23 protein-coding genes are annotated in these 24915 nt (G+C 70.4%); 15 read left to right on the top strand and 8 right to left on the bottom strand.

Annotated elements, in window-relative coordinates:
• The first annotated feature begins 79 nt into the window (after positions 1–79).
• The 8 genes from fdh3B (at position 80) to LCHO_RS18515 (ending at position 6735) form a co-directional block, all read left to right on the top strand.
• Positions 80–724, top strand: coding sequence for a formate dehydrogenase FDH3 subunit beta (fdh3B, locus tag LCHO_RS18550; protein ID WP_012348728.1), 645 nt, complete (start codon positions 80–82; stop codon positions 722–724).
• 17 nt (positions 725–741) lie between these two features.
• On the top strand, positions 742–954 hold the full coding sequence (locus LCHO_RS18545) for a hypothetical protein (protein WP_223210468.1): 213 nt from the start codon (positions 742–744) through the stop codon (positions 952–954).
• 25 nt (positions 955–979) lie between these two features.
• On the top strand, positions 980–2134 hold the full coding sequence (locus LCHO_RS18540) for a formate dehydrogenase subunit gamma (RefSeq protein ID WP_012348726.1): 1155 nt from the start codon (positions 980–982) through the stop codon (positions 2132–2134).
• A gap of 26 nt (positions 2135–2160) precedes the next feature.
• On the top strand, positions 2161–2514 hold the full coding sequence (locus tag LCHO_RS18535) for a hypothetical protein (protein WP_012348725.1): 354 nt from the start codon (positions 2161–2163) through the stop codon (positions 2512–2514).
• 9 nt (positions 2515–2523) lie between these two features.
• Positions 2524–3435: a formate dehydrogenase accessory sulfurtransferase FdhD gene (locus LCHO_RS18530; RefSeq protein ID WP_012348724.1), complete on the top strand. Its 912-nt coding sequence runs from the start codon at positions 2524–2526 to the stop codon at positions 3433–3435.
• An 85-nt stretch (positions 3436–3520) separates the two neighbouring features.
• Complete coding sequence (locus LCHO_RS18525) at positions 3521–3784, top strand: hypothetical protein (RefSeq protein WP_012348723.1); 264 nt, start codon at positions 3521–3523, stop codon at positions 3782–3784.
• A gap of 128 nt (positions 3785–3912) precedes the next feature.
• Complete coding sequence (locus tag LCHO_RS18520; protein ID WP_012348722.1) at positions 3913–5016, top strand: BMP family ABC transporter substrate-binding protein; 1104 nt, start codon at positions 3913–3915, stop codon at positions 5014–5016.
• 21 nt (positions 5017–5037) lie between these two features.
• Positions 5038–6735: a magnesium transporter CorA family protein gene (locus LCHO_RS18515; RefSeq protein WP_012348721.1), complete on the top strand. Its 1698-nt coding sequence runs from the start codon at positions 5038–5040 to the stop codon at positions 6733–6735.
• A 45-nt stretch (positions 6736–6780) separates the two neighbouring features.
• On the opposite strand, the gene fusA is transcribed toward LCHO_RS18515, so the two are convergent.
• The 3 genes from fusA to LCHO_RS18500 all read right to left on the bottom strand — a co-directional run bounded on the left by fusA (position 6781) and on the right by LCHO_RS18500 (position 9904).
• A complete protein-coding gene (gene fusA, locus LCHO_RS18510; protein ID WP_012348720.1) occupies positions 6781–8883 on the bottom strand; it encodes an elongation factor G in 2103 nt (700 codons plus the stop codon).
• 129 nt (positions 8884–9012) lie between these two features.
• Complete coding sequence (locus LCHO_RS18505) at positions 9013–9342, bottom strand: cupin domain-containing protein (protein WP_012348719.1); 330 nt, start codon at positions 9340–9342, stop codon at positions 9013–9015.
• A 115-nt stretch (positions 9343–9457) separates the two neighbouring features.
• Positions 9458–9904 (bottom strand): SRPBCC family protein, encoded by a 447-nt coding sequence (locus LCHO_RS18500; protein WP_012348718.1) that lies wholly within the window; start codon positions 9902–9904, stop codon positions 9458–9460.
• A 189-nt stretch (positions 9905–10093) separates the two neighbouring features.
• On the opposite strand from LCHO_RS18500, the gene LCHO_RS18495 reads away from it, so the two are divergent.
• Complete coding sequence (locus LCHO_RS18495; RefSeq protein ID WP_012348717.1) at positions 10094–10405, top strand: YkvA family protein; 312 nt, start codon at positions 10094–10096, stop codon at positions 10403–10405.
• 16 nt (positions 10406–10421) lie between these two features.
• Here the strand turns inward: LCHO_RS18495 and LCHO_RS18490 are convergent, their stop codons facing one another.
• Positions 10422–11048 carry a TetR family transcriptional regulator gene (locus tag LCHO_RS18490; protein ID WP_012348716.1) on the bottom strand — a complete coding sequence of 209 codons (627 nt, stop codon included), beginning with the start codon at positions 11046–11048 and terminating at the stop codon, positions 10422–10424.
• Between the two features lie 234 nt (positions 11049–11282).
• Between LCHO_RS18490 and LCHO_RS18485 the strand changes: the two genes are divergently transcribed.
• From LCHO_RS18485 to LCHO_RS18465, 5 genes are all read left to right on the top strand, one after another.
• The gene (locus LCHO_RS18485) at positions 11283–12488 is read left to right on the top strand and encodes an efflux RND transporter periplasmic adaptor subunit (protein ID WP_223210467.1); all 1206 of its coding nucleotides are present in this window, start codon (positions 11283–11285) and stop codon (positions 12486–12488) included.
• Positions 12489–12498: 10 nt separating this feature from the next.
• The gene (locus LCHO_RS18480; RefSeq protein WP_012348714.1) at positions 12499–15675 is read left to right on the top strand and encodes an efflux RND transporter permease subunit; all 3177 of its coding nucleotides are present in this window, start codon (positions 12499–12501) and stop codon (positions 15673–15675) included.
• 2 nt (positions 15676–15677) lie between these two features.
• Positions 15678–17114, top strand: a complete 1437-nt coding sequence (locus LCHO_RS18475) for an efflux transporter outer membrane subunit (protein ID WP_012348713.1) — start codon at positions 15678–15680, stop codon at positions 17112–17114.
• A gap of 112 nt (positions 17115–17226) precedes the next feature.
• Positions 17227–17814 (top strand): rhodanese-like domain-containing protein, encoded by a 588-nt coding sequence (locus tag LCHO_RS18470; protein WP_012348712.1) that lies wholly within the window; start codon positions 17227–17229, stop codon positions 17812–17814.
• Positions 17815–17980: 166 nt separating this feature from the next.
• Entirely contained in the window at positions 17981–18919 is a 939-nt protein-coding gene (locus LCHO_RS18465; RefSeq protein WP_012348711.1) for a CsgG/HfaB family protein, read from the top strand.
• Between the two features lie 63 nt (positions 18920–18982).
• Here LCHO_RS18465 and LCHO_RS18460 read toward each other — a convergent pair whose 3' ends face one another.
• The 4 genes from LCHO_RS18460 to LCHO_RS18445 are packed head-to-tail and all read right to left on the bottom strand — an operon-like array spanning position 18983 to position 23761.
• Positions 18983–20194 (bottom strand): ABC transporter permease, encoded by a 1212-nt coding sequence (locus tag LCHO_RS18460; protein WP_012348710.1) that lies wholly within the window; start codon positions 20192–20194, stop codon positions 18983–18985.
• Complete coding sequence (locus LCHO_RS18455) at positions 20194–20958, bottom strand: ABC transporter ATP-binding protein (RefSeq protein ID WP_012348709.1); 765 nt, start codon at positions 20956–20958, stop codon at positions 20194–20196. Before LCHO_RS18455 ends, LCHO_RS18460 begins: the two co-directional genes overlap by 1 nt.
• Entirely contained in the window at positions 20955–22268 is a 1314-nt protein-coding gene (locus tag LCHO_RS18450) for an efflux RND transporter periplasmic adaptor subunit (RefSeq protein WP_012348708.1), read from the bottom strand. Before LCHO_RS18450 ends, LCHO_RS18455 begins: the two co-directional genes overlap by 4 nt.
• Positions 22265–23761 (bottom strand): efflux transporter outer membrane subunit, encoded by a 1497-nt coding sequence (locus tag LCHO_RS18445; protein ID WP_012348707.1) that lies wholly within the window; start codon positions 23759–23761, stop codon positions 22265–22267. The genes LCHO_RS18450 and LCHO_RS18445 overlap by 4 nt, the downstream gene beginning before the upstream one ends.
• A 334-nt stretch (positions 23762–24095) precedes the next feature.
• On the opposite strand from LCHO_RS18445, the gene LCHO_RS18440 reads away from it, so the two are divergent.
• Entirely contained in the window at positions 24096–24830 is a 735-nt protein-coding gene (locus tag LCHO_RS18440; protein WP_012348706.1) for a M48 family metalloprotease, read from the top strand.
• Positions 24831–24915 lie beyond the last annotated feature (85 nt).

Here is a 24915-nt window from a genome sequence, read left to right as displayed (position 1 = left end):
GAGAGGGTTCGCCCTCGCCTTGGGGCGGCCCGGCGGCTCGGGCGCTCGCCAACCGAAGACATTGACGCCTGGAGACACCATGGCCCGAATGAAATTCATCTGCGACTCGGAGCGCTGCATCGAGTGCAACGGCTGCGTCACCGCCTGCAAGGCCGAACACGACGTGCCGTGGGGCGTCAATCGCCGCCGTGTGGTCACGCTCAATGACGGCGTGCCGGGCGAGAAGAGCATCTCGGTGGCCTGCATGCATTGCAGCGATGCGCCGTGCATGGCGGTGTGCCCGGTCGACTGCTTCTACCGCACCGACGACGGCGTGGTGCTGCACGACAAGGACATCTGCATCGGCTGCGGCTACTGCAGCTACGCCTGCCCGTTCGGCGCGCCGCAGTTCCCGAGCAACGGTGCCTTCGGCCTGCGTGGCAAGATGGACAAGTGCACCTTCTGCGCCGGCGGCCCCGAGGCCAACGGCAGCGAGGCCGAGAACGAGAAGTACGGCCGCAACCGCTTGGCCGAAGGCAAGCTGCCCGCCTGCGCCGAGATGTGCAGCACCAAGGCGCTGCTCGGCGGCGACGGCGACGTGGTGGCCGACATCTTCCGCACCCGCGTCATCACCCGCAACAAGGGCAGCGAGGTCTGGGGCTGGGGCACCGCCTACGGCAAGCCCCCCGGCGGCCCGTCCGGCCCGGCCGCGCAGCCGGCCAAGCCCGAGGGCAGCAAGTCATGAGAGTCGCCGCGCTGCTGATGCTCCCGGTTCTTGTGCTGGCCGGCTGCGGCGAGCGCCCGCAGGAACTCGCCCACAGCAAGAAGGACAGCGGGCCGGCCTGGCAGGGCGCGGCCAACGAGTTCATCGCGCCCGGCTGGAAAGCCGGCGACGAGCAGAGCTGGGAGCGCCAGATGCAGGCCCGTGCGCAGAACCAGAACGAGTACCTGCGCACCGGCGGCGCGGCGCGCTGAGCCTGCCGCATCGAAAGGAGCAGCGATGCAAGACATCCTTCGGCACCTGACGCGCAGTGTGGTTCTTGCCGTGCTGCTGGCAGGCGGCCTGGCCGCTCCGGTGCTGGCCCAGCAGGCTGTGTCGGCGGGCGCTTCGGCGCCGGCCGGTTTCGTGGTCCAGGCCGAACCGAAGCCCGACGAGACCAATGCCCAGCGCGCCCAGACCCAGCCCGGCAACAACGCGCCGTTCTGGCGCTCGGTGCGCGAGTCCGGCGAGCAGGCGGGTTATTCGAGTCTGCCGGGCGTCGAGCGCGGCACGCTGATCCAGTCCTTCGTGCAGTACCCCGGCTCGCGCTACGCCACCGCGGGCGAAGCCTGGCGGCAGGTGCGCAACAACTGGATCATTCCGTACGGCGGCGCGCTGCTGCTGATCGTGGCGGTGGCGATCGCGATCTTCTACTGGCGCGTCGGCGCACTCGGCGGTCACATCCCCGACACCGGCCGCAAGGTCGAGCGCTTCACGCCGTTCGAGCGCGCCGCGCACGGGGTCAACGCGGTGGCGTTCACGGTGCTGGCGATCTCGGGCATCGTGATGGCGTTCGGCAAGTTCTTCCTGCTGCCGATCCTGGGCGGGCTGGTGTTCGGCTGGCTGACCTATGTGCTCAAGACCTTGCACAACTTCGCCGGCCCGCTGTTCGCGGTGTCGCTGCTGGTGGTGATCGTGACCTTCGTGCGCGACAACCTGCCGCGCAAGGGTGATCTGAACTGGATGCTGCGCATGGGCGGCCTGTTCGGCGATCACGAGGTGCCGTCGCACCGCTTCAACGCCGGCGAGAAGCTGGTGTTCTGGGGTGGCGTGTTCGCGCTGGGCCTGATCGTCGTGGCATCGGGCCTGGTGCTCGACCAGCTGGTGCCCTCGCTCGACTACACCCGTGGCCAGATGCAGATCGCGCACATGGTGCACGGCGTGGCCACCGCGCTGATGATGGCGATGTTCATCGGCCACATCTACATGGGCACGATCGGCACCCGGGGTGCGCTCGACGGCATGCGCACCGGCCAGGTCGACGAGGCCTGGGCGCAGGAGCACCACGAGCTCTGGTACGACGACATCAAGGCCGGGCGCATCCCGGCGCAGCGCTCCGGTGGCGCGGCCCCGGCATCGGCCCCGACGGGTGGTGCGGCCGGCGCGCACACCTGACGCATCCCGAATCAGCGGAGTCCCCCATGAACCGATACGCCATCCTGAGCGCCGGCCTGGTCGGCGCCTTGTTCGCCGCCACGGTCAGCGCCAAGCTGCCGCCGCCCGGCGACGAAGCCAAGGCCAAGGCCGCCGAAGCCGCGGCCAAGACCGCGCACGGCGGCAAGGTCGAGGCCTGGCTGCTGTGCAAGTCGATGGACCGGGTGGCCGCGGCCTACCTGGCGTCGGCCAAGCAGGCCGGCAAGGACGTCAGGCCGCCGGTGGCGACGCCGCCCTGCGCCGATCCGGGCCCGTTCGTCTACACGCCGCCGGCGCCCGTCGCGGCCGCGGCGAGCGCGCCTGCCGTGACCGCTGCCGCGCCGGCTGCGGACAAGAAGTAGGCGCCCGCCATGTCGGCCAGCAGCGAAGTGATGTCGGCCCTGTGCGCCCCTGCGGCGTGGGTGGCGGTGCCCGGCGCGCCGCGTCTGACGCAGGCGCGTGGCGAGTTGCTGCGCGAGATTCGCATCCTCGACGAATACGGCGAACAGCGGCCGATCCTGATCCCGTCCGAGCGGCCGCTGACGGTGTTCGTCGACAAGCGCGAGCTGGTCACGCTGATGACGCTGGGTGCGATCCCCGAGCTGCTGGTGCTGGGTTATCTGCTCAACCAGCGGCTGGTCGAACGGGTCGATCAGATCGAGTCGATCACGGTCGACTGGGACGTCGCCGCCGCCGGCGTCAGCACACGCGGCGGGCTGAAGGATCTGGACGCCCGCACCGCGCGCCGCGTCGTCACCACCGGTTGCGGCCAGGGCACGGTGTACGGCGACATGATGAGCCAGATCGAGTCGCTCAAGCTGCCCGACCCGGCGGTGGCGCGCATCCGCCAGGGCACGCTGCACCGCATGCTCGAGACCATGCGCCAGCAGGACAGCATCCACCGCAAGGCCGGCTCGGTGCACGGCTGCGCGCTGTTCTGCGGCGCGCAGATGCTGATGTTCGTCGAGGACGTCGGCCGCCACAACGCGATCGACACCATCAGCGGCTGGATGGCGCTGCACGGTGTCGAGGGTGGCGACAAGACCTTCTACACCACCGGCCGGCTGACCAGCGAGATGGTGATGAAGGCGGCGCAGATCGGCGTGCCGATCATCGTCTCGCGCAACGGCGTGACGGCGATGGGCCACGAGATGGCCAGCCGGCTCGGCATGACGCTGTTCGGCCGCGCCGCGAACCGGCATTTCCTCTGCTACACGGGCTTCGAGCGCTTCGATTCCGAGCCCGAACCGCAGCGCCCCGCGATGCGGGTGGTGTCAGGCTGAACGGTTGACGAAGCGTTGCATTTGCACCTGGGCAGGGTGTCCCGTGGCGAGGTAGATTGACGTCCGCCCATCAGGAGGACATGTCATGAGCACCCATCCCCTCAACATCGATCTGGTCTTCAGCCGCGAGGACCGGACCTGGATGCGCCACGCCAACGTCACCGTGCCCCAGTTCTGGGCCGGCCACGCCGTGCCGCCCGTGCGCGGCGACGTTCTGCGCATCGGCGGGCGCCAGTTCGAGGTGCTGGTGCGCCTGTGGGACCACGACGCCGAGGCCCCGGTGCTGCGGCTCTACCTGTCGTCGGGCCGGGCCGACGCCGACACCTCGTTCCAGGGCCTGTCCGGCTGACGCACGCAGGCGCCGGTGGGCGCTTTCGTCCGTCGCCGGCTTCGTGCTGCTCTGCGACAATCCCGCCAGCCGCCTGCGTGCCCCCGCAGGCGGTTTGTCTTTCAATCCGGGCCATGTCGAGGAACACCATGTACAAAAACCTCCTGCGCGCCAGCGTGTCCACGCTGATTGCCGCCGGTGCCGCATTCACCACCCCCGCTCTCCTGGCTGCCGATGGCGCCGCGGCCAAGCCGCCGCTGAAGGTCGCCTTCGTCTACGTCAGCCCGGTCGGCACCGCCGGCTGGACCTACCAGCACAACATGGGCCGGCTGGCGATGGAGAGCAAGCTCGGCGCGGCGGTGCAGACCACCTACGTCGAGAACGTCGCCGAAGGCCCCGACTCCGAACGCGTGATGCGCGACCTGGCCGGGCAGGGCTACCAGCTGATCTTCGCCACCAGCTTCGGCTACCTCGAGCCGGCGCTGAAAGTCGCGCAGGAGTTCCCCAAGGTCGCCTTCGAGCACATGGGCGGCCACAAGACCGCCGCCAACGTCAACAGCTACAACGCCCGTTTCTACGAGGGCCGCTACCTCGCCGGCTACCTGGCCGGTCGCATGAGCAAGACCGGCGTGACGGGTTACGTGGCGGGCTTCCCGATCCCCGAGGTGATCCAGGGCATCAACGCCTACACGCTGGGCATGCGCGCGGCCAACCCGAAGGCGCAGGTCAAGGTGACGTGGCTGAACACCTGGTTCGACCCGGCCAAGGAGCGTGACGCCGCGCTGGCGCTGCTCGGCCAGGGTGCCGACACGCTGACCCACCACAGCGGCTCGACCGCCATCCCGCAGCTGGCCGAGGAGAAGGGCGTGATGCTGCTGGGCTACCAGAGCGACATGCGCCACATCGCGCCCACCGCGCAGCTGACCAGCGTCACGCACGTCTGGGGCGAGCGCTACACGCAGGTGGCGCAGGCGGTGGCGGCCGGGCGCTGGAAACCGCAGCCCTACTGGGCCGGGCTGCGCCAGGGCGTGATCAAGATGGCGCCGCTCGCCAAGACCGTGCCGGCCGACGTCGAACATCAGTTCCGCGAACGCGAGCGTGCCATCGCGATGGGCAAGCTGCATCCGTTCGGCGGCAAGCTGGTCGACCAGGACGGCCGCGTGCGTCAGTCCGGAGGTTCGATGGCCGACGCCGGCATCGCGCGCATGGACTTCTTCGTGCAAGGCGTGGTCGGCAGCTTGCCCAAGCCCTGATCGCGGGGTTCAATCGGCCGCATGACCCTCGTCCGCCAGTTTCGCCAGAGCCTGCTCTGGCCTTTGCAACTCATGCCCCGCGAGGGCGTGGCCGACCCGCTGCGGCCTTGGAAGCATCTGCTGCACGCCATGCCCGGCAGCCCGTGGCGCGAGGTGATCGACGAGTACACCGGCGACCCGGAAGACTTCCACGAGCGCCACTACAACGAGTTCGTCACCTTCCTGCCGTACGTGCAGCGTTTCCTGTACGGCGAGGGTGCCGAACGGGGCGCCGGCGGGCGCACCGGCGGGGCCTCGTCGATGCACGTGCTGCGCCGCCACGACGTGGCGCGTGTGCGCCTGCAGTTGACCGAAGCGGCCGAGCCGATCGAGCTGAAGGTCGAGCACGTCGACCTGTATTTCTTCTACGACGTCGACGTCATCGCGCTCAACGTCGAGGTCAGCGCCCGCGACCTGCCGCTGAACGTGGCGCAGGAGGTGCTGTACCGCTTCGGCCGCGGTTATCCGCCAGGCTGGGACGCCCAGGGCCGCGGCCTGCATTGCCCGGCCGACGCGATGTGGATCGGCCACCAGGGCGAGGTGCTGGCGCGCACCGACGCGAACCAGCGCGATGCCTTCCTGTCCTACGTCGCCACGCACCGTGCGCCGCGGCTGGCGGCGCACTGGCGCTGGCTGCTCGAACCGCTGGTGCCCGATCAGGCCGATCTGCCCGGCGCGCTGCGCTACCGCCAGATCGAGTTCCACCGCATGCCGGTGACCGCCTACCTGGCGCTCGACGACCCGCGCGAGCTGAGCCGCGCCGACTTCGTGCGCCTGGGGCTGGTGTCCGGCCAGGGTGTCGTGGCGCCTGCTGCCGAGCAGGCTGTCGGCACCGGGCCCGCGCCGGGCATCGGCCTGCCACCGGGTCTGCCCGCGGGTCTGCCGTATGCCAGCGAACACCTGTCCGACTTCGAGGCGCGTTACTGCTACGACCGCTTCTGGTGCAGCGCCGGCGTGGCGCCGCACACCCGCTACATGTGCTGCGGCCCGGCGCTGGTGGTGGTGGGCAGCGCCAAGTCGACGTTCTTCGTCGACCTCGAGCGCGGCGTGCTGGCGCAGTTCCGGCATCAGCAGTTCCTGCTGTTCCTGATCGCGCATTTCCAGAAGGCGGCGCTGCTGATGTTCTCGGACCGCATGGTGGTGGCGCTCGACCAGCTTGCGATCGACGACGCCGGCTCGGTCAAGCGCTTCAAGCGCGCGGTGCGTGGCAACTTCGAGAACTTCCTGCGCTTCACGCACCGCTACTGGTTCCACGAGATCTCCGAGCAGGCGCAGACCCGCGAGCTGTTTCGCCTGTGCGCGAACCACCTCGAACTCGACACGCTCTACGCCGAGGTGCGCCAGCGTGTCACCGAGATGAACAGCTACCTCGACACCGACAGCCTGCGCCGCCAGGCCAACACGGTGGTGCGGCTGACGGTGGTGACGATCGCCGGCCTGATCGGCGCGCTCACCACCGGCCTGCTGGGCATGAATCTGCTGGCGATGGACGAGGCGCCGCTGCCGCAGCGGCTGCTGGTGTTCGGCCTCACCGCCTTCGGTGCGGTGGCGCTGACGGTGTTCACCGTGGCCAAGTCGAAGAGCCTGTCGGACTTTCTGGATGCGCTGTCCGACGAGCGGGTCAGCTGGCGCCGCAAGGCCGGGGCCTTTCTGGCCGTGTTCCGCAAGGACGTGCACTGAACGCAGCGCGGGGCGCCCGTGTGGACGCGCCCGCGCCTCGTCCGCTCAGTCCTCGTCGCGCAGCTGATAGCCCTTGACCATCTCGGCCTGCACGTTCGGCGGCACCGCGTCGTAGTGCGACATCGCCAGCGTGTAGCGGCCCTCGCCGCGGGTCAGCGCATTGAGCCGCAGCTGGTAGCCCGACAGTTCCGACAGCGGCGCGCGCGCGCGCACGCTGGCCAGCCCCGAAGCCATGCGGTCGGTGCCGCGCACCTCGCCGCGGCGCGAGGCCAGATCGCCGGTGATGTCGCCGATGTGGTCGTCGGTGGCGGTGATCTCCACGTCCACCACCGGCTCCAGCACGATCGGCTGGGCCTCGCGCATCGCCGCGATGAAGGCCTTCTTGCCGGCGGTGACGAAGGCGATCTCCTTGCTGTCGACGCTGTGGTGCTTGCCGTCGACCACCGTCACCCGCACGTCGACGACCGGGTGGCCGGCGATCACGCCCGCGTCCATCGCCAGCCGCACGCCTTTTTCGACCGCCGGGATGTACTGGCCGGGGATCGCGCCGCCCTTGACCACGTCGACGAACTCGAAGCCCGCGCCGCGTGGCAGCGGCTCGACCTGCAGGTGCACCTCGCCGAACTGGCCGGCGCCGCCGCTCTGCTTCTTGTGGCGGTACTGCGCCTGTGCCGAGGTGGTGATGGTCTCGCGGTAGGCGATGCGCGGCGGCGCGGTGTCGACCTCGACGCGGTAGTTCTCGCGCAGGCGCTCCAGCAGCACGCGCAGGTGCAGCTCGCCCAGGCCGTAGACGACGGTCTCCTGCGTGCTCGCCACCTGCTCGACCCGCAGGCAGGGGTCTTCGGCGGCCAGCTTGGCGAGCACCTCGGCCAGCCGCTGCTCGTCGCCATGCCGCCTGGGCTTGAGCGCCAGGCCGTGCACCGGCAGCGGAAAGTTCAGGGGCTTGAGGTGGATGTGGTCGTCCTCGGCGGCGTCGTGCAGCACCGCGTCGTAGGCGATCTCGTCGACCTTGGCCACCGCCACGATGTCCCCCGGCAGCGCCCGGCTGACCTCCACGTGGTCCTTGCCCTGCAGCATGAACAGGTGGCCGACCTTGAACGGCTTGCGGCCGTCGCCCACGTACAGCTGGCTGTTGGCGGTGACGGTGCCCTGGTGCACGCGGAAGATCCCCATCTTGCCCACGTAGGGATCGATCGCCACCTTGAACACATGCGCCAGCACGTGCTGCGCGGGGTCGACCGCCGCGTGCATCAAGCGGGCGGCGTCGCCCTCGCCCTGGTAGAAATCGGGCAGGTTGCCCTCGCTCGGATCGGGCAGCAGCTGTTCGATCACGTCCAGCAGCTGCGCCACGCCGGCGCCGGTCCTGGCCGAGACGAACAGCACCGGGATCAGGTGCCCCTCGCGCAGCGCCTGCTCCAGCGGCGCATGCAGCTCGCTGGTGGCCACGTCGCCGTCGTTGAGATAGCGCTCGACGAAATCGCCGTCGACCTCGACCACCTGCTCCACCAGCGCCCGGTGCGCGGCGGCCACCGACGAGAAATCGGCCTCGTGGCCCGGCTGTGCCTCGGGTGCGAACCAGCAGTCGACCACCTCGCGCCCGCCCGCGGCCGGCAGGTTCAGCGGCAGGCACTCGCGCCCGAAGGCGGCCTGGATCTGCGCCAGCACATCGGCCAGCTTGACCCCGGGGGCGTCGATGCGGTTGACGATGACGATGCGGTCGAGCGCACGCTCGGCGGCGTAGGCCATCATGCGCAGCGCCATCGGCTCGACGCCGGTGGTCGCGTTGATCACGATCGCGGCGGTTTCGACCGCCTCCAGCGCGGGCAGCGACTGGCCGAGAAAGTCGGCGCTGCCGGGGGTGTCGAGCAGGTGGATGCGGGTGTCGTGGTGCTGCAGGTGCATCACGCTGGTCGTCAGCGAGTGCTGCATGCGGCGCTCGATGGCATCGAAATCGCTCACCGTGCCACCGCGCTCGACGCTGCCGGCTGCGCCGATCACGCCGGCCTGCTGCAGCAGCGCCTCGACCAGACTGGTCTTGCCCGCGGCGGCCGGCCCCACCAGTGCGAGCGTTCGGATCGGGATCGGTCGGGGGGAGGACGCAGCGTCGCTGGGCGCGGCAACGGCGCTGCTCGGGGCTAGGCTCGACATGTCGCAGTCTCCTTCGCACCCGGCCGCTGACAGGGTCGGGCACTGTCTGGGTGGATCGTGGAGTCAGGCTACGCCTTTGGGGGCGCGGGCACAAGGCGAATGATCAGGCCGCGCGCAGCGCGCCGGCGCCTACTTGCGCAGCGCGATCGTCAGCAGCGCCGACGCATCGACCCTCGCCGTGAGCGAGTGCGGCACCCGGCCCGACAGGTACATCAGGTGTCCCGCCTCGAGCATGCTCGAGCGGCCGTCCACCGACACCTCGATCTCGCCCTCCATGCACTGCAGCGTGATGTCGCCCTGCACGCTGTGCGAGGCCATGCCCTTGCCCTTGGGCAGCACCAGCCGCATCACCTCCAGATCGGCCGACTTGAACAGCGCGAGGGTCTGCGCGCCCTGGATGCCCGCGCCCAGCGGACGGACGTCGATCGATTCACCTGAACTCAAGTGCGCGATGGCCATGGCAGGGCTCCTGTCGGGTTGTCTGGCGTTGTCGTGGCCGCCCGTGATGCGCGGCCACCGTGTCCCGACTGTCTTCCAACAGCCCCGATGCCGTCAAGGATCGACGGCGCCGGGGTCAGTCCGCGATTTCGGGCTCGACCAGCCTGGCCAGCTGTTCCAGCGATTCTTGCCAGCCGAGGTAGCACATCTCGACCGGGACCACCGCCGGGATCCCGTCCTGGACGATCGTGATCTCGGTGCCGCACGACACCGGCCGCAAGCGGATGGTCGTGCGCATTTCGCCGGGCAGGTTCGGATCGTCGAACCGGTCGGTGTAGACGATCCGCTCGTCCGCAACCAGTTCGACATACTGGCCGCCGAACGAATGCCCGTTGCCGCTGGCGAAGTTCGTGAACGACATCCGGTAGGTGCCGCCGACCTGCACGTCCAGGTGGTGCACCTTGCAGGTGAACCCGTACGGCGGCAGCCACTTCGACAGGGCATCGGCGTCCAGGAAGGCGCGGTAGACCCGCTCGGGCTTCGAACGAAGGACGCGGTGGAAACGAACGGTGCCTGTGGTCATGTCGGGATTCCTTTCGAATGGCAGGTCGAGGGGGTGCACAGTCTGCACCTGCTGCACGACGTTCGAGCGTTCACCGGATCGACGCCGAACGGGCGGGGGCTGCAGCGGGATCTGTCGTCCCGGCGCGCGCCTGGTCCGTTGATGGCACTCTGCCTTTCTTTCGCGCGCTCGTCTTCGGAGGTATCCGCCATGTGGAAACGCATCGCCGTCTTGTGGACCGTGGTCAGGCACGATGTGCGGCTGCTCTGGTTTGCCCTGCAGCACCCGCAGGCGCCGGGCTGGCTGAAGTGGGCGGCAATCGGGCTGGTGGCCTACGTGCTGTCGCCGGTCGACTTCATCCCCGACATGCTGCCGATCGTCGGCTGGCTCGACGATGCGGTGCTGGTGCCGCTGGTGATGCGCTGGCTGATCGGCCGCCTGCCGGCGCATGTGCGTGCCGCCGCCGAACGCCGCTCGCGCGGCGAGCGCCCGGCCGAGGCCGAGGTCATCGACGTGCGCTGACGCCGCGCGGCACCGCTCAGGCGGTCCGATCGGCCCGCAGCCCTGCCAGGAAGATCGACACCGCCTGCTCGCCCGCCGCCAGCATCGTGGCCGGGTCGGACGCCAGCGTGGCCTGGCTGAGCAGGCCGTCGACCAGCGCGAACAGGCCGCGGGCGGCCAGGTCGGGGTCGACGTCGGCGTGGATCAGGCGCTGCTGGCGGGCGCTGCGCAGCAGGGTCGCCATGCCGGCCGTCCAGTCGGCGATGGCCTGCAGGTGGCGCGTGCGCACGCTGAGCATGTCGTCGCCGTATTCGGTGCGGTGGATGATGACGGTGAAGACCCGCCGCGTGCGCTCGTCGGCGCACAGGCGCTGCAGCGGCTGCAGCACCGCCTGGCGCAGCATTTGCTCGAAATCTCCGCCGGCCTGCAGCGTCAGGTCGCAAGACGCCGCTTCGCAGGGCAGCATGATGCGGTCGAGCATCGCCAGGAACAGCTCGGCCTTGTCCTTGAAGTGCCAGTAGATCGCCCCGCGGGTCAGCCCGGCGGCGGCGGCGATGTCGAGCAGGCTGGCGCGCGACACGCCACGCGCCAGGAACACCTGCTCGGCGGTGTCGAGCAGGTGTTCGCGGGTGGCAGCGGCTTCTTCTTTGGTGCGTCGGACCATGGGGTACTTCGGGTGATGCGTCAGTCAGGCGGTGTGTTCATAACGGCGGCGCAGCGTCAACCGTTGTCCGTGCGGCGGCACCGGGTTTACGAGGGTGTCGATTAACATACATGCACGATTGTATGTAAGATCCTGACCCGGCTTGAATCAAAAAGTTCCAGCCCGGGTTTTGTCGGGTCGCAACGGTCGGCTCTGTGTTCTGAGGGGTGAGTGATGGCGGGTATGAATCGATCGATGCGGGTTTCGACCGGCTGGGTCCTGGCGCTGAGCGTGCTGAGCGCGGCGTTGCTGGTGGCGTGTGGCGGTGGAACGGCAGCGCCCGGCGCGGCCGGCCCGGGCGGCGGCGGCATGCCGCCGCCGCCGAGCGTGGGCGTGGTCACGGTGCAGCCGGCGTCGGTCGGCCTGACCACCGAGCTGCCCGGCCGGCTCGAGGCCTGGCGCACCGCGCAGGTGCGGTCCCGCGTGGCCGGCATCGTGCAGAAGCGCCTGTTCACCGAAGGCAGCGACGTCAAGGCCGGCCAGTCGCTGTTCCAGCTCGACGCCGCCAGCTTCCAGGCCCAGCTCGACAGCGCCCTGGCCGTGCAGGCCAAGGCCGAGGCCAACCTGGCGCAGGCGCAGTCCACGCTCGACCGCAACCAGCCGCTGGCCGCCGCCAAGGTCATCAGCCAGCAGGAGTGGGTGCTCAACCAGACCGCGCTCAAGCAGGCCCAGGCCGATCTGGCCACCGCCCGCGCCGCGGTGCAGACCGCCCGCCTGAATGTCGAATACGCCGCGGTGCGCGCCCCGATCGGCGGCCACATCGGCCGCGCGCTGGTGACCGAAGGCGCGCTGGTCGGCCAGGGCGAGGCCACGCTGATGGCCACCATCCAGCAGACCGACCCGCTCTACGTCAACTTCACGCAGTCGGCCAACGAGGTGCTGCGGCTGCGCCGCGCGATCGAGGGCGGCTCGCTCAAGAAGCTCGGCAAGGACGGTGGTCGGCAGGCCGCGCCGATCCGCGTGGTGCTCGACGACGGCAGCCTCTACCCGCTGCCCGGCAAGCTGCTGTTCACCGACCTGAGCGTGGACGCCACCTCCGGCCAGGTGACGCTGCGCGCCGAGCTGCCCAATCCGCAGGGCCTGCTGCTGCCCGGCCTGTACGTCAAGGTGCGGCTGGAGCAGGCGCAGGCCGATCACGGCATGGTGCTGCCGCAGCAGGCGGTCACCCGCGGCGTGGCCGGCGACACGGTGCTGGTGGTCGGGGCCGACCACTCGGTCAGCCAGCGCACGGTCAAGATCGGCTCGGCGCTGGGCAACCAGTGGGTGGTGCTCGACGGCCTGAAGCCGGGCGAGCAGGTGGTGGTCGACGGCTTCCAGAAGATCCGGCCCAAGACGCCGGTGACGCCGGTGCCGTGGGCGCCGCCGGCTGCGAGCGCGGCCGTCGTGGCGGCCAGCCGCTGAGGGCGCACGCATGAATTCGCAATTCTTCATCGACCGCCCGATCTTCGCGTGGGTGATCGCGCTGTTCATCCTGATCCTCGGCGGTGCGGCCATCACCAAGCTGCCGGTGGCGCAGTACCCGACGGTGGCGCCGCCGTCGATCGTCATCAACACCGCCTATCCGGGCGCCTCGGCGCAGGTGCTCGAAGACAGCGTGCTGGCCGTGATCGAGCAGGAGCTCAACGGCGCGCCGGGCCTGATCTACATGGAGTCGAGCGCCGACGCCAACGGCAGCGGCCAGATCACCGCCACCTTCGAGCCCGGCACCGACGTGTCGATCGCGCAGATCGAGATCCAGAACCGCCTGAGCCGCGCCACGCCGCGCCTGCCCTCGTCGGTGGTGCAGCAGGGCGTGCGGGTCGACAAGGCGCGCGCGAACTTCCTGCTGTTCGTGATGCTGACGTCCAAGAACCCGGCCTACGACCCGGTCGCGCTGGGTGACTACGCGGCGCGCAACATCCAGCCCGAGCTGCTGCGGGTGCCCGGCGTGGGCCAGGCCCAGCTGTTCGGCACCGAGCGGGCGATGCGGATCTGGATCGACCCGGCCAAGCTGGTCGGCCTGGGCCTGACGCCGGCCGACGTGAACGCCGCGATCCGGGCCCAGAACATCCAGGTCTCGGCCGGCAGCATCGGCGGTCTGCCCAGCGTGGCGGCGCAGTCGACCTACGCCACCGTGACCGTCAGCGGCCAGCTCGCCAGCGTGGCGCAGTTCGGCGAGATCCTGCTGCGCAGCAACGCCGACGGCTCCAGCGTGCGCCTGAAAGACGTCGCCCGCATCGAGCTGGGCGCGCAGACCTACGCCACCTCGGCCCGCCTGAACGGCGTCACCGCCACCGGCATCGGCGTGCAGCTCGCGCCCACCGGCAACGCGCTGGCCACCGCCCAGGCGATCAAGGCCCGCCTGGCCGAGCTGCAGCAGTTCATGCCCGAGGGCGTGAGCTACGACGTGCCCTACGACAGCTCGCGCTTCGTCAGCATCTCGATCGAGCAGGTCGTCAAGACGCTGATCGAGGCGATCGCGCTGGTGTTCCTGGTGATGTTCCTGTTCCTGCAGAACTTCCGCTACACGCTGATCCCGACCATCGTGGTGCCGGTGGCGCTGCTGGGCACCTTCGCGGTGATGCTGACGCTGGGTTTCTCGATCAACGTGCTCACACTCTTCGGCATGGTGCTGGCGATCGGCATCCTGGTCGACGACGCCATCGTGGTGGTCGAGAACGTCGAGCGCATCATGGCCGAGGAGGGCCTCTCCCCGGTCGAGGCCACCCGCAAGGCGATGGGCCAGATCACCGGCGCCATCATCGGCATCACGGTGGTGCTGGTCAGCGTGTTCGTGCCGATGGCGTTCTTTGCCGGTTCGGTGGGCAACATCTACCGCCAGTTCTCGCTGTCGATGGTGGCGTCGATGCTGTTCTCGGCGCTGATGGCGCTGACGCTCACGCCGGCGCTGTGCGCCACGCTGCTCAAGCCGATCGACCCGGGCCATCACGAGAAGAAGGGTTTCTTCGGCTGGTTCAACCGCGCCTTCAAGCGCACCACGCATGGCTACGAGGGGCTGGTGGCCCGCATCATCCGCAAGGCCGGGCGCTATCTGGTGATCTACGGCGTGGTGCTGGCGGCGGTGGGCTTCATGTACACCCGGCTGCCGACCTCCTTCCTGCCCAACGAGGACGCCGGTTACCTGATCGTCAACGTGCAGCTGCCCCCGGGCGCGGCGATCGAGCGCACCGAGGCGGTGATGGCGCAGGTCGAGGACTTCTTCCTGAAGCAGCCCGAGGTCGCCAAGGTGGTGGGTGTGCTGGGCTTCAGCTTCTCGGGCGCCGGCCAGAACGCCGCGCTGGCCTTCGTGCCGCTCAAGGACTGGAGCGAGCGCAAGGGGCAGGCGCAGTCGGCGCAGGCGCTGGCCGGGCGGGCCTTCGGCGCGTTGATGGGCATCCGCGATGCGTTCATCTTCCCGCTCAGCCCGCCGCCGATCCCCGAGCTGGGCAATGCCACCGGCTTCACCTTCCGGCTGCAGGACCGCACCGGCCAGGGCCGCGCCGCCCTGCTGGCCGCGCGCAACCAGCTGCTGGGCATGGCGAGCCAGAGCAAGGTGCTGGCCGGCGTGCGTCCGGACGGCCTGGAAGACGCGCCGCAGCTGCAGCTCGACATCGACCGCGAACGCGCGGCCGCGATGGGCGTCGGCTTCGACAGCATCGCCAGCGTGCTCGGCACCTCGTTCGGTTCGGCCTACATCAACGACTTCCCGAACGCCGGCCGGCTGCAGCGGGTGGTGGTGCAGGCCGAGGCCAGCGCGCGCATGCAGCCCGAGGACCTGCTCAAGCTCTACGTGCCCAACAACCGCGGCCAGCAGGTGCCGATGTCGGCCTTCGCCAGCACGCGCTGGGTGGTCGGCCCGATCCAGACGGTGCGCTACAACGGCTATCCGGCCATGAAGATCAGCGGCGACACCGCCAAGGGCTACAGCACCGGCGACGCCATGGCCGAGATGGAAAGGCTCGCCGCCCAGCTGCCTCCGGGCTTCGGCTTCGAGTGGACCGGCCAGTCGCGCGAGGAAAAGCTCTCGGGCTCGCAGGCCATGATCCTGCTGGCGTTCTCGATGCTGGCGGTGTTCCTGTGCCTGGCCGCGCTGTACGAGAGCTGGAGCATCCCGGTGGCCGTGCTGCTGGTGGTGCCGCTGGGCATCCTGGGGGCGCTGTCGGGCGTGTGGCTGCGCGACATGCCCAACGACGTCTACTTCAAGGTCGGCCTGATCACCATCATCGGCTTGTCCGCCAAGAACGCGATCCTGATCATCGAGTTCGCCAAGGACCTGCAGGCCGAAGGCAAGGGCCTGCTCGAAGCCACGCTCGAAGCCTGCCACCTGCGCTTTCGGCCGATCATCATGACCTCGTTCGCCTTCATCCTCGGCGTGCTGCCGCTGGCGATCGCCAGCGGTGCCGGCTCGGCCAGCCAGCGTGCCATCGGCACCGGCGTGATGGGCGGCATGATCACCGCCACGGTGCTGGCGGTGTTCCTGGTGCCGGTGTTCTTCGTCGTCATCCGGCGCCTGTTCCCGAGCACCCACCTGATGCATCTGGGCGGCACGATCTCGTCGGCTGCCAACGATGCCGCGGCCGCCGAAGCGCTGGGCCGCACGGAGAAATGAGCATGTCCCAACCTTCACTCCTGACGCTGTCCGCCGCGCTGCTGCTGGCCGGTTGCGGCAGCCTGGCGCCCACCTACGAGCGCCCGGCCGCGCCGGTGCCGACCCAGTTGCCGCTCGCGGCGGCCGAAGCCGCATCGGCCAGTGCGGCCCCCGCCGCGCCGCTGGCCTGGCAGGACTTCGTGCGCCACCCGGCGCCGCGCCGGCTGGTCGAGCTGGCGCTGGCCAACAACCGCGACCTGCGGGTGGCTGCGCTCAACGTCGAACGCGCCCGCGCCCAGCTCGATGTCTCGCTGGCCGATCGTTATCCGACGATCGGCGTGGGCGTCGCCGCCAACAGCGCGCCCAACACGCAATCGGGCAACCAGGCCCAGAGCTACACCGCCGGGCTGCAGATGGCGAGCTGGGAGCTCGACTTCCTCGGCCGCATCGGCAACCTGAACGACGCCGCCCGCTCGCAGCTGCTGGCCACCGAAGCCGGCCGGCGCAGCGCCGAGCTGGCGCTGGTGGGCGCGGTGCTGTCGAGCTACCTGAACCTGGTGGCCGATGCGCAGCTGCTCGGCGTGGCCGAGCGCACCCTGGCCAGCCGCGAAGCCACCTTCAAGCTCACGCGCATCAAGTCGGATGCGGGCGCGGCCTCGAAGCTGGAGGAGCAGAGCGCCGTCACGCTGCTGGCGCAGGCCCGCGTGGCGCGCCAGCAGGCGCTGCGCCAGCGCAGCCAGGACCTCGCCACGCTGGCGCTGCTGCTCGGCGGGCCGGTGCCCGACGACGCGGTGCCGCAGCCGCCGGTGCTCGATCCGGCCGGCGACACGTCTGCACCTGCACCGGACGACGCCGGCGCCGACGCGGCCTGGGCCGCGCTGCTGGCCGAGGTGCCGGTCGGTTTGAGCTCCGAGGTGCTGCTGCGCCGTCCGGACGTGGTGCAGGCCGAACAGCAGCTGCAGGCCGCCAACGCCAACATCGGCGCGGCGCGGGCGGCGATGTTCCCGCGCATCACGCTGACCGCCAGCGCCGGCCAGGCGTCGAGCCAGTTCAGCGGCCTGTTCCAGGGTGGCAACTTCGCATGGACGCTCGGTGCGCAGGCGCTCATGACGCTGTTCGACGCCGGCCGCAACCAGGCCAACGTCAACGCCAGCAAGGTCGGCCGCGACATCGCGGTGGCGCAGTACGAGCGCGCGGTGCAGGCCGCCTTCAAGGATACCGCCGATGCGCTGAACGGCCTTGCCACCTGGCGCGACCAGCGCCAGGCTCAGGCCGATCAGCTCGCCAGCGCGCGCGAGATCGCCCGCCTGACCGAGCTGCGCTACGGCGCCGGCGCAGCCAGCGAACTCGAACGCCTGGACGCCCAGCGCAGCCTGTATGCCGCCGAGCAGGCGCTGGTCCAGACCCGGCTGGCCGAGCAGCAGAACCGGGTCGGGCTGTGGAAGGCGCTGGGCGGCTGATCCGGGCGATTGCACCGAGGCTGGGGGTCGATCAGGGAATATTTGGATGCGCTTATATCAGTGATGGCTGATAATTTGGCGCATTCGCAACCTCCTTGATCCGGACCCCGCCATGACCTCTCCCGCCCGCCTGCTCCTTGCCCTGTGTGCCACCCTGGGCGCCAGCTTCGCCACGCTGGCGCCTGTCCAGGCCGCCGAACCGGAGTTGCTGCGCATCATCGGCGAGGACAAGAAGTTCATCGTCCAGACCGCCAAGGGCCCGCTGGAGATCACCCGCACGATGACGCCCTGCGCCAAGAACAAGGGCTGGCTGCAGCCGCTGGTGCCGGTGGCCGGGGTGCACCCGGTCGGCGAGATCGAGATCCTGCATGCCCTCAACGACCGCGACGCGATGCTGGTCGACATGCGCGAGTCGCAGGACCGCGTCAACGGCACCATCCCCAACTCGTATCACATCCCCTACACCGAGGTGGCCGGCCGGATGGACGAACTGGGCTGCAAGAAGACCGGCAAGGGCTGGGACTGCAGCAGCGCCAAGAAGGTCTACGCCTTCTGCAACGGCCCGGTCTGTCCGCAGAGCCCGACCGCCATCCTGGCCATGACGCGCGACGGTTTCCCGGCCGACAAGATCTATTACTACCGCGGCGGCATGCTCGACTGGGAGGCGCTGGGCTTCCCGGTGATCAAGGGCGATTTCTGATCCGGCCGGTGCCGGTGTTTTCCGTCGACGGGCATGCCGCGGGACTGCGACATGCCCACTTCGGCACAATCGGATACCTTTCTGACGGCGTTGTTGCGTCCTACACTTCCACGAGTTCAGTTCTGCTTAACCGCGATGTGATGCGGTTCAACCCCAGGAGGATCCCGTGGAAAACACCCTGCAGTCGTCGGTCGGTCGACCCCTGAGTCGCGGTCTTCCCGCCCTTGCCGTCGCCACCGCCTTGTTGTTGACCGGCTGCCTGTCGACCGCGCCCAAGCTGGGCGAGAACAAGGGCACCGTCAGCGGCGCGGCCGGTGGCGAGACGGCTGAAAACGCCAACAGCCAGCTCGAGAAGTGCGAGGAATCGCTCGGCACGATCGCGGTCCAGGAGGACACCAACGCGCCCTGGTACTTCCAGCTGCGCGAGCGCCAGCTGGGTTCGACCGTGCCGGTGATCCGCCTGATGATCCAGCAGAGCAACTGCTTCGTGGTGGTCGAGCGCGGCGCCGGCATGAACAACATGATGGCCGAGCGCAACCTTGAGAAGTCCGGCGAGATGCGCGGCGGCAGCAACTTCGGCGGCGGCCAGATGGTGTCGGCCGACTACACCCTGCGCCCGGAAATCCAGTTCAGCGGCAAGACCGGCGGCGGTGGCGGTTTCCTCGGCGGCGGCGCGCTCGGCCTGATCGGCGCGGTGGCCGGCCAGATGGGCAAGAACGAGGCGTCGACCACGCTGCTGCTGATCGACAACCGTTCGGGCGTGCAGATCTCGGCCTCCGAGGGCACCGGCTCCAACTACGACTTCGGTCTGTTCGGCGCCGCCTTCACCGGCGGCCTGGGTGGCGGCGGTGGCGGCTACTCGAAGACGCCGCAAGGCAAGGTGATCGTGTCGGCGTTTGCCGACTCGTACAACCAGATGGTCAAGTCGCTGCGCAGCTACAAGGCGCAGACCGTCAAGGGTGGCCTGGGCACCGGCGGGCGCCTGGGTGTGGACGGCGGCACCACGCCGGCCTCCAAGGAGCTGACCAGCAAGCCCGCGCCGGCCGCACCGGTCAAGGCGCCGGCCAAGGCGCCGGTCAAGAAGCCCGTCACGCCGACCAAGTGATCGATCCGCCGCCTCGCGCGGTGATCCGAAGGGCCTGCATCGCAGGCCCTTTTTCATTCGTGCTCACTCGTGCCGCAGGGCCTCGATCGGGTCCAGCCTGGCCGCCCGCCGCGCCGGCACGAAGCCGAACACCACGCCGATGCCGGCCGAGAACACGAAGGCCAGCAGGTTGATGCCGGGCTGGAACAGGTACGGCAGGTCCATCAGCGACGACAACCCGAGCGAAGCCACGGTGGCCAGCGCGATGCCCACCAGCCCGCCCAGCGCCGACAGCACCACCGCCTCGATCAGGAACTGCAGCAGCACCTCGCGCTCGAGCGCGCCGATGGCCAGGCGCACGCCGATCTCGCGGGTACGTTCGGTCACGCTCACCAGCATGATGTTCATGATGCCGATGCCGCCCACCAGCAGGCTCACCGCCGCCACTGCGCCGAGCAGCGAGGTCATCAGCCGGGTGGTGCCCGACAGCGTGTCGGCGATCTGGCGGGTGTCGAGGATGTTGAAGTTGTCGTCCGTGCCGTCGGCCAGCTTGCGGCGCTCACGCAGCAGGCTGCGCAGCGCGGCGGTGACGGTGGCGCTGCTGGCGCCGTCCTGCATGCCCACCAGCACGGTGCCGATGCGGGTGCTGCCGGTGACGCGGCGCTGCGCGGTGCGCAGCGGCAGCAGCACGGTGTCGTCCTGATCCTGGCCCATCGCGGCCTGGCCCTTGGAGACCAGCGTGCCGATCACCTCGCACGAAAACGCCTTGATGCGCACGCGCTGGCCGAGCGGATCGCTGCCGGCGCCGAACAGCTCGCGCTGCACGGTGGCACCGATCACGCAGACCGCCGCGCCGCCGGCCAGCTCCTCGTCGCTGAAGTTGCGCCCGCTGGCCAGCACCCAGCTGCTGGTGCTGAAGTACTCGTTGGTGGTGCCGGTGACGGTGGTCGACCAGTTGCGGCCGTCGGCCACCACGGTGACGCCGCTGCGCACCTCGGGTGCCACCGCGCGCAGGCCGCCGACCTGGGCGGCGATGGCTTCGATGTCGGCCATGCTGAAGGCCGGTGCGCCGGCGGTGTCGCGCCCGGGGCCCAGGCGCTGGCCGGGCCGCACCATCAGCAGGTTGCTGCCCAGGCTGGAGATCTGGTCCTGGACCGCGCGCGTGGCGCCGTTGCCGAGCGTGACCATCGTGATCACCGCGGCCACGCCGATCACGATGCCCAGCGTGGTGAGGCCGGCGCGCAGCAGGTTGCGGCGGATCTCGCGCAGCGCCAGCAGGAACGTGTTCCAGAGCATCAGGCCTCCTGTGCCGAGGGGGTGATGGCCGGCGCGTGGCCGGTTTCGAGCGGCGGCTCGGCGTGGGCGGCCTGCCGCTGATCGCTCTCGACGCGGCCGTCGCGGAACCTGACGATGCGGCGCGCGAACGCCGCCATCTCGGGCTCGTGCGTCACCATCAGCACGGTGATGCCCTGCTCGGTGTTCAGGCGCGTCAGCAGTTCCATGATCTCGATGCCACGCGCGCTGTCGAGGTTGCCGGTCGGCTCGTCGGCCAGCAGCACGGTCGGCCGCGAGACGATGGCGCGGGCGATCGCCACCCGCTGCTGCTGGCCGCCCGACAGTTCGGCCGGGCCGTGGTGCTCCCAGCCGGCCAGGCCGACCTCGGCCAGCGCGGCGCGTGCGGCGGCGTGGCGCTCGGCGCGGCCCAGGCCGCGATACAGCAGTGGCAGCTCGACGTTCTCCTGCGCGCTGGTGCGCGCCAGCAGGTTGAAACCCTGGAAGACGAAACCGAGGTGGCGCCGCCGCAGCAGCGCGCGTTGATCTCGGTTCAGGCTGTGCACGGGCACGTCGCTGAAGCGGTATTCGCCCGATGTGGGCGTGTCCAGGCAGCCGATCAGGTTCATCACCGTCGACTTGCCCGAGCCGCTCGGCCCCATCACCGCGACGAATTCGCCGGCGGCGATGTCGAGGTCGATGCCCTTGAGCGCCAGGAAGGCGGCCGTGCCGCTGCCGTAGGTCTTGGTGATGCCGCGCAACTGGATCAAGGGTTCGGCGGGGCTCATGGCTGCGCCCCCGCGCTCGTTTCACCGGTCAGCACCTGCAGGCCTTCGCGCAGTTCCTCGCCGCTCACTTCGGTCTGCCGGCCGTTGCTCAGGCCGATGCTGACGGTGATGGCGCGTGGCGCGGCGCTGCCTTCCTGCACCCAGATGCGCCCGGCCTGGCCGGCCACCGGCGCGGCGGTGGTGGCGCTGCGCGGCCGGTTCGAGCCGGGGATGCGCGGCATCAGTTGCGAGACCACGCTGCGGCTGGGTGCCGATGCCGTGCCGTTGCCTGGGCTGTAGCGCAGCGCCCGGTTGGACACCAGCCAGACCTGCCGGCGCTCGTTGGTGGCGATGGTGGCCACCGCGGTCATGCCCGGGCGCAGGCTGAGGTCGGCGTTGTCCACGCTCAGCAGCGTGGTGTAGGTGACGACGTTGTCGGTCAGCGTCGAGCCGTAGGCCACCCGCGTCACCGTCGCCGGATAACGCCGCCCGGCCCAGGCGCTGACGGTGAAGCTGGCGCTCTGGCCGTCCTGCACCTGCGCCACGTCGGCTTCATCGACGTTGACCGACAGCTGCAGCTGCGTCAGATCCTCCGCCAGCGTGAACAGCGTGACCGCCTGCAGCGACGCTGCCACCGCGTTGCCGGGGTCGACCGAGCGCGTCAGCACCACGCCGTCGATCGGCGAGCGGATCGAGGCGCGGCCGAGGTTGGTCTCGTCGGTGCTGAGCGTGGCGCGGGCCTGCGCCACCGCGGCCTGGGCGCTGGCCTGCTCGGCGATCGCCTTGTCGAGCGCGGCGCGCGCGCTGTCCATCTCGGCCGGCGCCGGCACCTGGCCGCCCGACAGGCGCTGCACTTCTTCGAGCCGCGCCAGGTTGGCGCGCGACTCCTTGGCGGCGGCGGCGGCCTGCGCCACGCCGGCCTGCGCGGCGGCGAGGCTGGCGCGGGTGCGGGTGATCTGGTCGAGCAGCTTGGCGGTGTCGAGCTCGACCAGCACCTGGCCCTTCTTGACGCGGTCGTTCACGTCCACCCGCACCCGCGCGACGATGCCCGACAGCTCGCTGCCGATGCTGACCGAGCGGGTCGGCTGGATCTTGCCGTTGGCGGTGACGGTCAGCGCCAGGTCGCCACGCGCCAGCGGCTCGGTGGTGTAGCGCACCGGGGCGGTCTGCGACGGACCGAAGGCGAACCACAGGCCCGCGCCGGCGGCGGCGATCAGCACGGTGCCGATCAGCCAGGGCACGCTTCGGCGCCAGCGGGATGGGCCGGCATCGTTGCCGAGCAGGTCGGACAGCGCGGCGGCGGTTGCGGAGGAGGGCGGCAGTGTCTTCATTCTTCTTCCGCCCAGCCACCGCCGAGCGCCTTGTTGAGTCGGATGCGGCCCAGGCTCAGATCGGTCTGAGCGGCGACCAGGCCGTTGTCGAGCGAGAGCGCGGTGCGCTGGGCTTCGAGCAGGGTCGAGAAGTCGACCAGCCCGGCCTGGTAGCGCTGGCGCGCCAGCAGCAGGGCGTTGCGCGCCGAGGCCACGCCGGCCTCGTAGGCGGCCAGGCGGCTTTGGGTGTAGATCTGGTCGGCGAGGGCGTTTTCGACATCCTCCAGCGCCGTCAGCACCGCCGCCTGGTAGCGGATCTGCGCCTGCGCCTGGACTGCCTGCTGCGCCTGGATCTGCGCGGCGCGGGCGCCGCCGTCGAACAGCGGCCAGTTCACCGCCGCCCCCAGCGTGGCGAGCGTCGCGGCCGGGTTGCCGAGCGCGCCGAGCGTGGCGGCCTGCAAGGCCAGCGTGCCGCTGATCGCGAACGACGGCCGACCGGCGGCGCGGCTGGCGGCCAGGCGCTGGCTTTCGGCGTCGATGGCCAGCTCGGCGGCGCGCACGTCGGGGCGCTGGCGCAGCACCTGTGCCGGCACGCCGGCGGGCATCGGCGCGGCGAGCGGGATCGGCGGGGTGATGCGCTCGTCGGCGCTGCCGAGCAACGCGCGCAGCGTGCCGGGCGGCTGGCCCAGCAGCACGGCGATGCGGTGTTCGGCCTGCACGACGCTGTTCTGCAGCGGCCCGATCGAGGCGCGCTGCTGCGCGGTGCTGGCGCGGGCCTGTTCGGCGTCGAGCGAGCTGACCAGCCCGGCCTGGGCGCGCCATTGCGTCAGTTGGGCGGTCTGTTCGAGCGCGGCGAGGTTGTCGCGGGCGATGCGCAGCTGGCGCTGGCTGCCACGCAGTTGCACGTAGGCCAGGCCGACCTCGGCGGCGACGCCGGCTTCGGTGGTGGCGCGGTCGGCGCGGCTGGTGGCCAGGTCCAGCTCGGCGGCGCGGGTGCCGGCACCGAGGCGGCCCCAGACGTCGATTTCCCAGCTGGCGTCGAGCCCGGCGCGCCAGCTGTTGCTGCGCAGCGCGCTGCTGCCGCGGCCGGACTGGCTGGTGCCGACGCTGCCGGAGAGGTCGAGGTTGGGCGAGGCAGCGGCGGCGCTGACATCACGCAGCGCCCGCGCCTGGATGACGCGGCTGCGCGCCAGTTGCAGGTCGGTGTTGGCCGCCAGCGCGCGTTCGACCAGTTCGCCCAGCAGCGGATCGTCGAAGCTGCGCCACCAGCGGGCCAGGGCGGCGCCGTCGATCGGCGCGGAGTCGGCGTCGGCGTGGCCGGCGGGCCGAACCGCCCACGACCCGGGCACGGCGATCGGTGGCGCCGCGTCGCTGCGCTCGGATGGCAACGGCGTCGCACAGCCGGCCAGCAGGGCGGCGCCGCAACACCAGACCGCCCAGGCCCTGCGGCGTGGGCCGGTGGTGTCGGGCGACGTGTGCCCGGTGCTTGTCGGATCGGATCGAGGTCGGTGCATGGTTCGGTTGGCGGATCGGTTGCGGTGGCGCGGGTCACCCTGCTGAGTGCGCGGTGGATCGTCACCCCGAGGTGTATCAAGCGCGACCCGCTGCGCGGATGGCCGATTTGTAAAGTTGTGCGACGCCACCGTGCGGGCTGGCCCGCTGATTGCTGTTCATCGGCGACAAGGCGGCGGGTGCGGCGGCCGGCGTTCGAACCCTCCGCACAGTGAGTTCCGACCGGAGTTTGTCCGTGTCTGACGGGTGGTTGTTCCGCCGCCCGGGCCCGATTCCGGCAAGGTTGCGGGCCTTGCCGCCGCCGCACCTCAATTTCTCGACCACCGAAGGACCGTCATGTTGCAGTCGATGAACAAGCCCGGTCTGTCCGGTTCCGGCGCGAGGGCGCGCACCGCGTGGCGTGGCCGGGGTGGCTGGCTGTCGGCCGGTGCGCTGCTGGTGGCGATCGTGCTGGCTGCGCCGGTTTCGGCCGAGGGCATCCTGTCGGTGCTGGCGCGTTCGCATCGCCAGAAGCTCGACGAACTGAAGCGCCAGGCCGTCAGCGACCCACGCGCCGAGCTGCTGCGCCAGGACTTCGAGGGCCTGCTGGCGCGCCAGTCGCCGCGCCCGGATGTCGAGCTGCTGGTGGTCGACGGACCGGTGCACGCCGAGACGCTGTCCGGCCGGGTGATCGTGATCAGTGCCGGCCTGGCGGTGCTCGACGAGGGCGAGCGGCTGTTCATCCTGGCGCACGAACTCGGGCATGTGCAGATGGGCCACTGGGCCGAGCTGTGCGCGGTCTATGCCCGCCACATCCCGGCCGAAGTGACGCCCGACGTCACCGACGCCGTCGCACCGAAGCTGGGCCGCGAGGCGTCCGCGCTGGTGCATGGCCACGAATACGCCGCCGATGCCTTCGCCTGGCGCAGCATCCGCGCCCGGGGCTGGGGCCTGGGCAGCGTGCGCGGCGCGCTGATGGTGGTGCCCAACGTGGGCGACACCTCGACCCACCCGGCCACCCGCAAGCGCCTGGCGCACCTGCGCACGATCGGCGAGGCCGAATCGCGCAGCGCCGGTCTGGACGTCGACTGACGCCGGGCCGGTCGCCCGCGGGCGCACCGGCTGGCGGCGGGTGTAAAGTGAATCGGCATGCCGGCGGGCGCTTGAGCGCCCCTTC

It is taken from the genome of Leptothrix cholodnii SP-6 (assembly GCF_000019785.1).
In the GTDB taxonomy this organism is placed as follows: Bacteria; Pseudomonadota; Gammaproteobacteria; order Burkholderiales; family Burkholderiaceae_C; genus Sphaerotilus; species Sphaerotilus cholodnii.
Note: the sequence above shows the minus strand (reverse complement) of the source record. Positions and strands in the feature narration are given on the sequence as shown.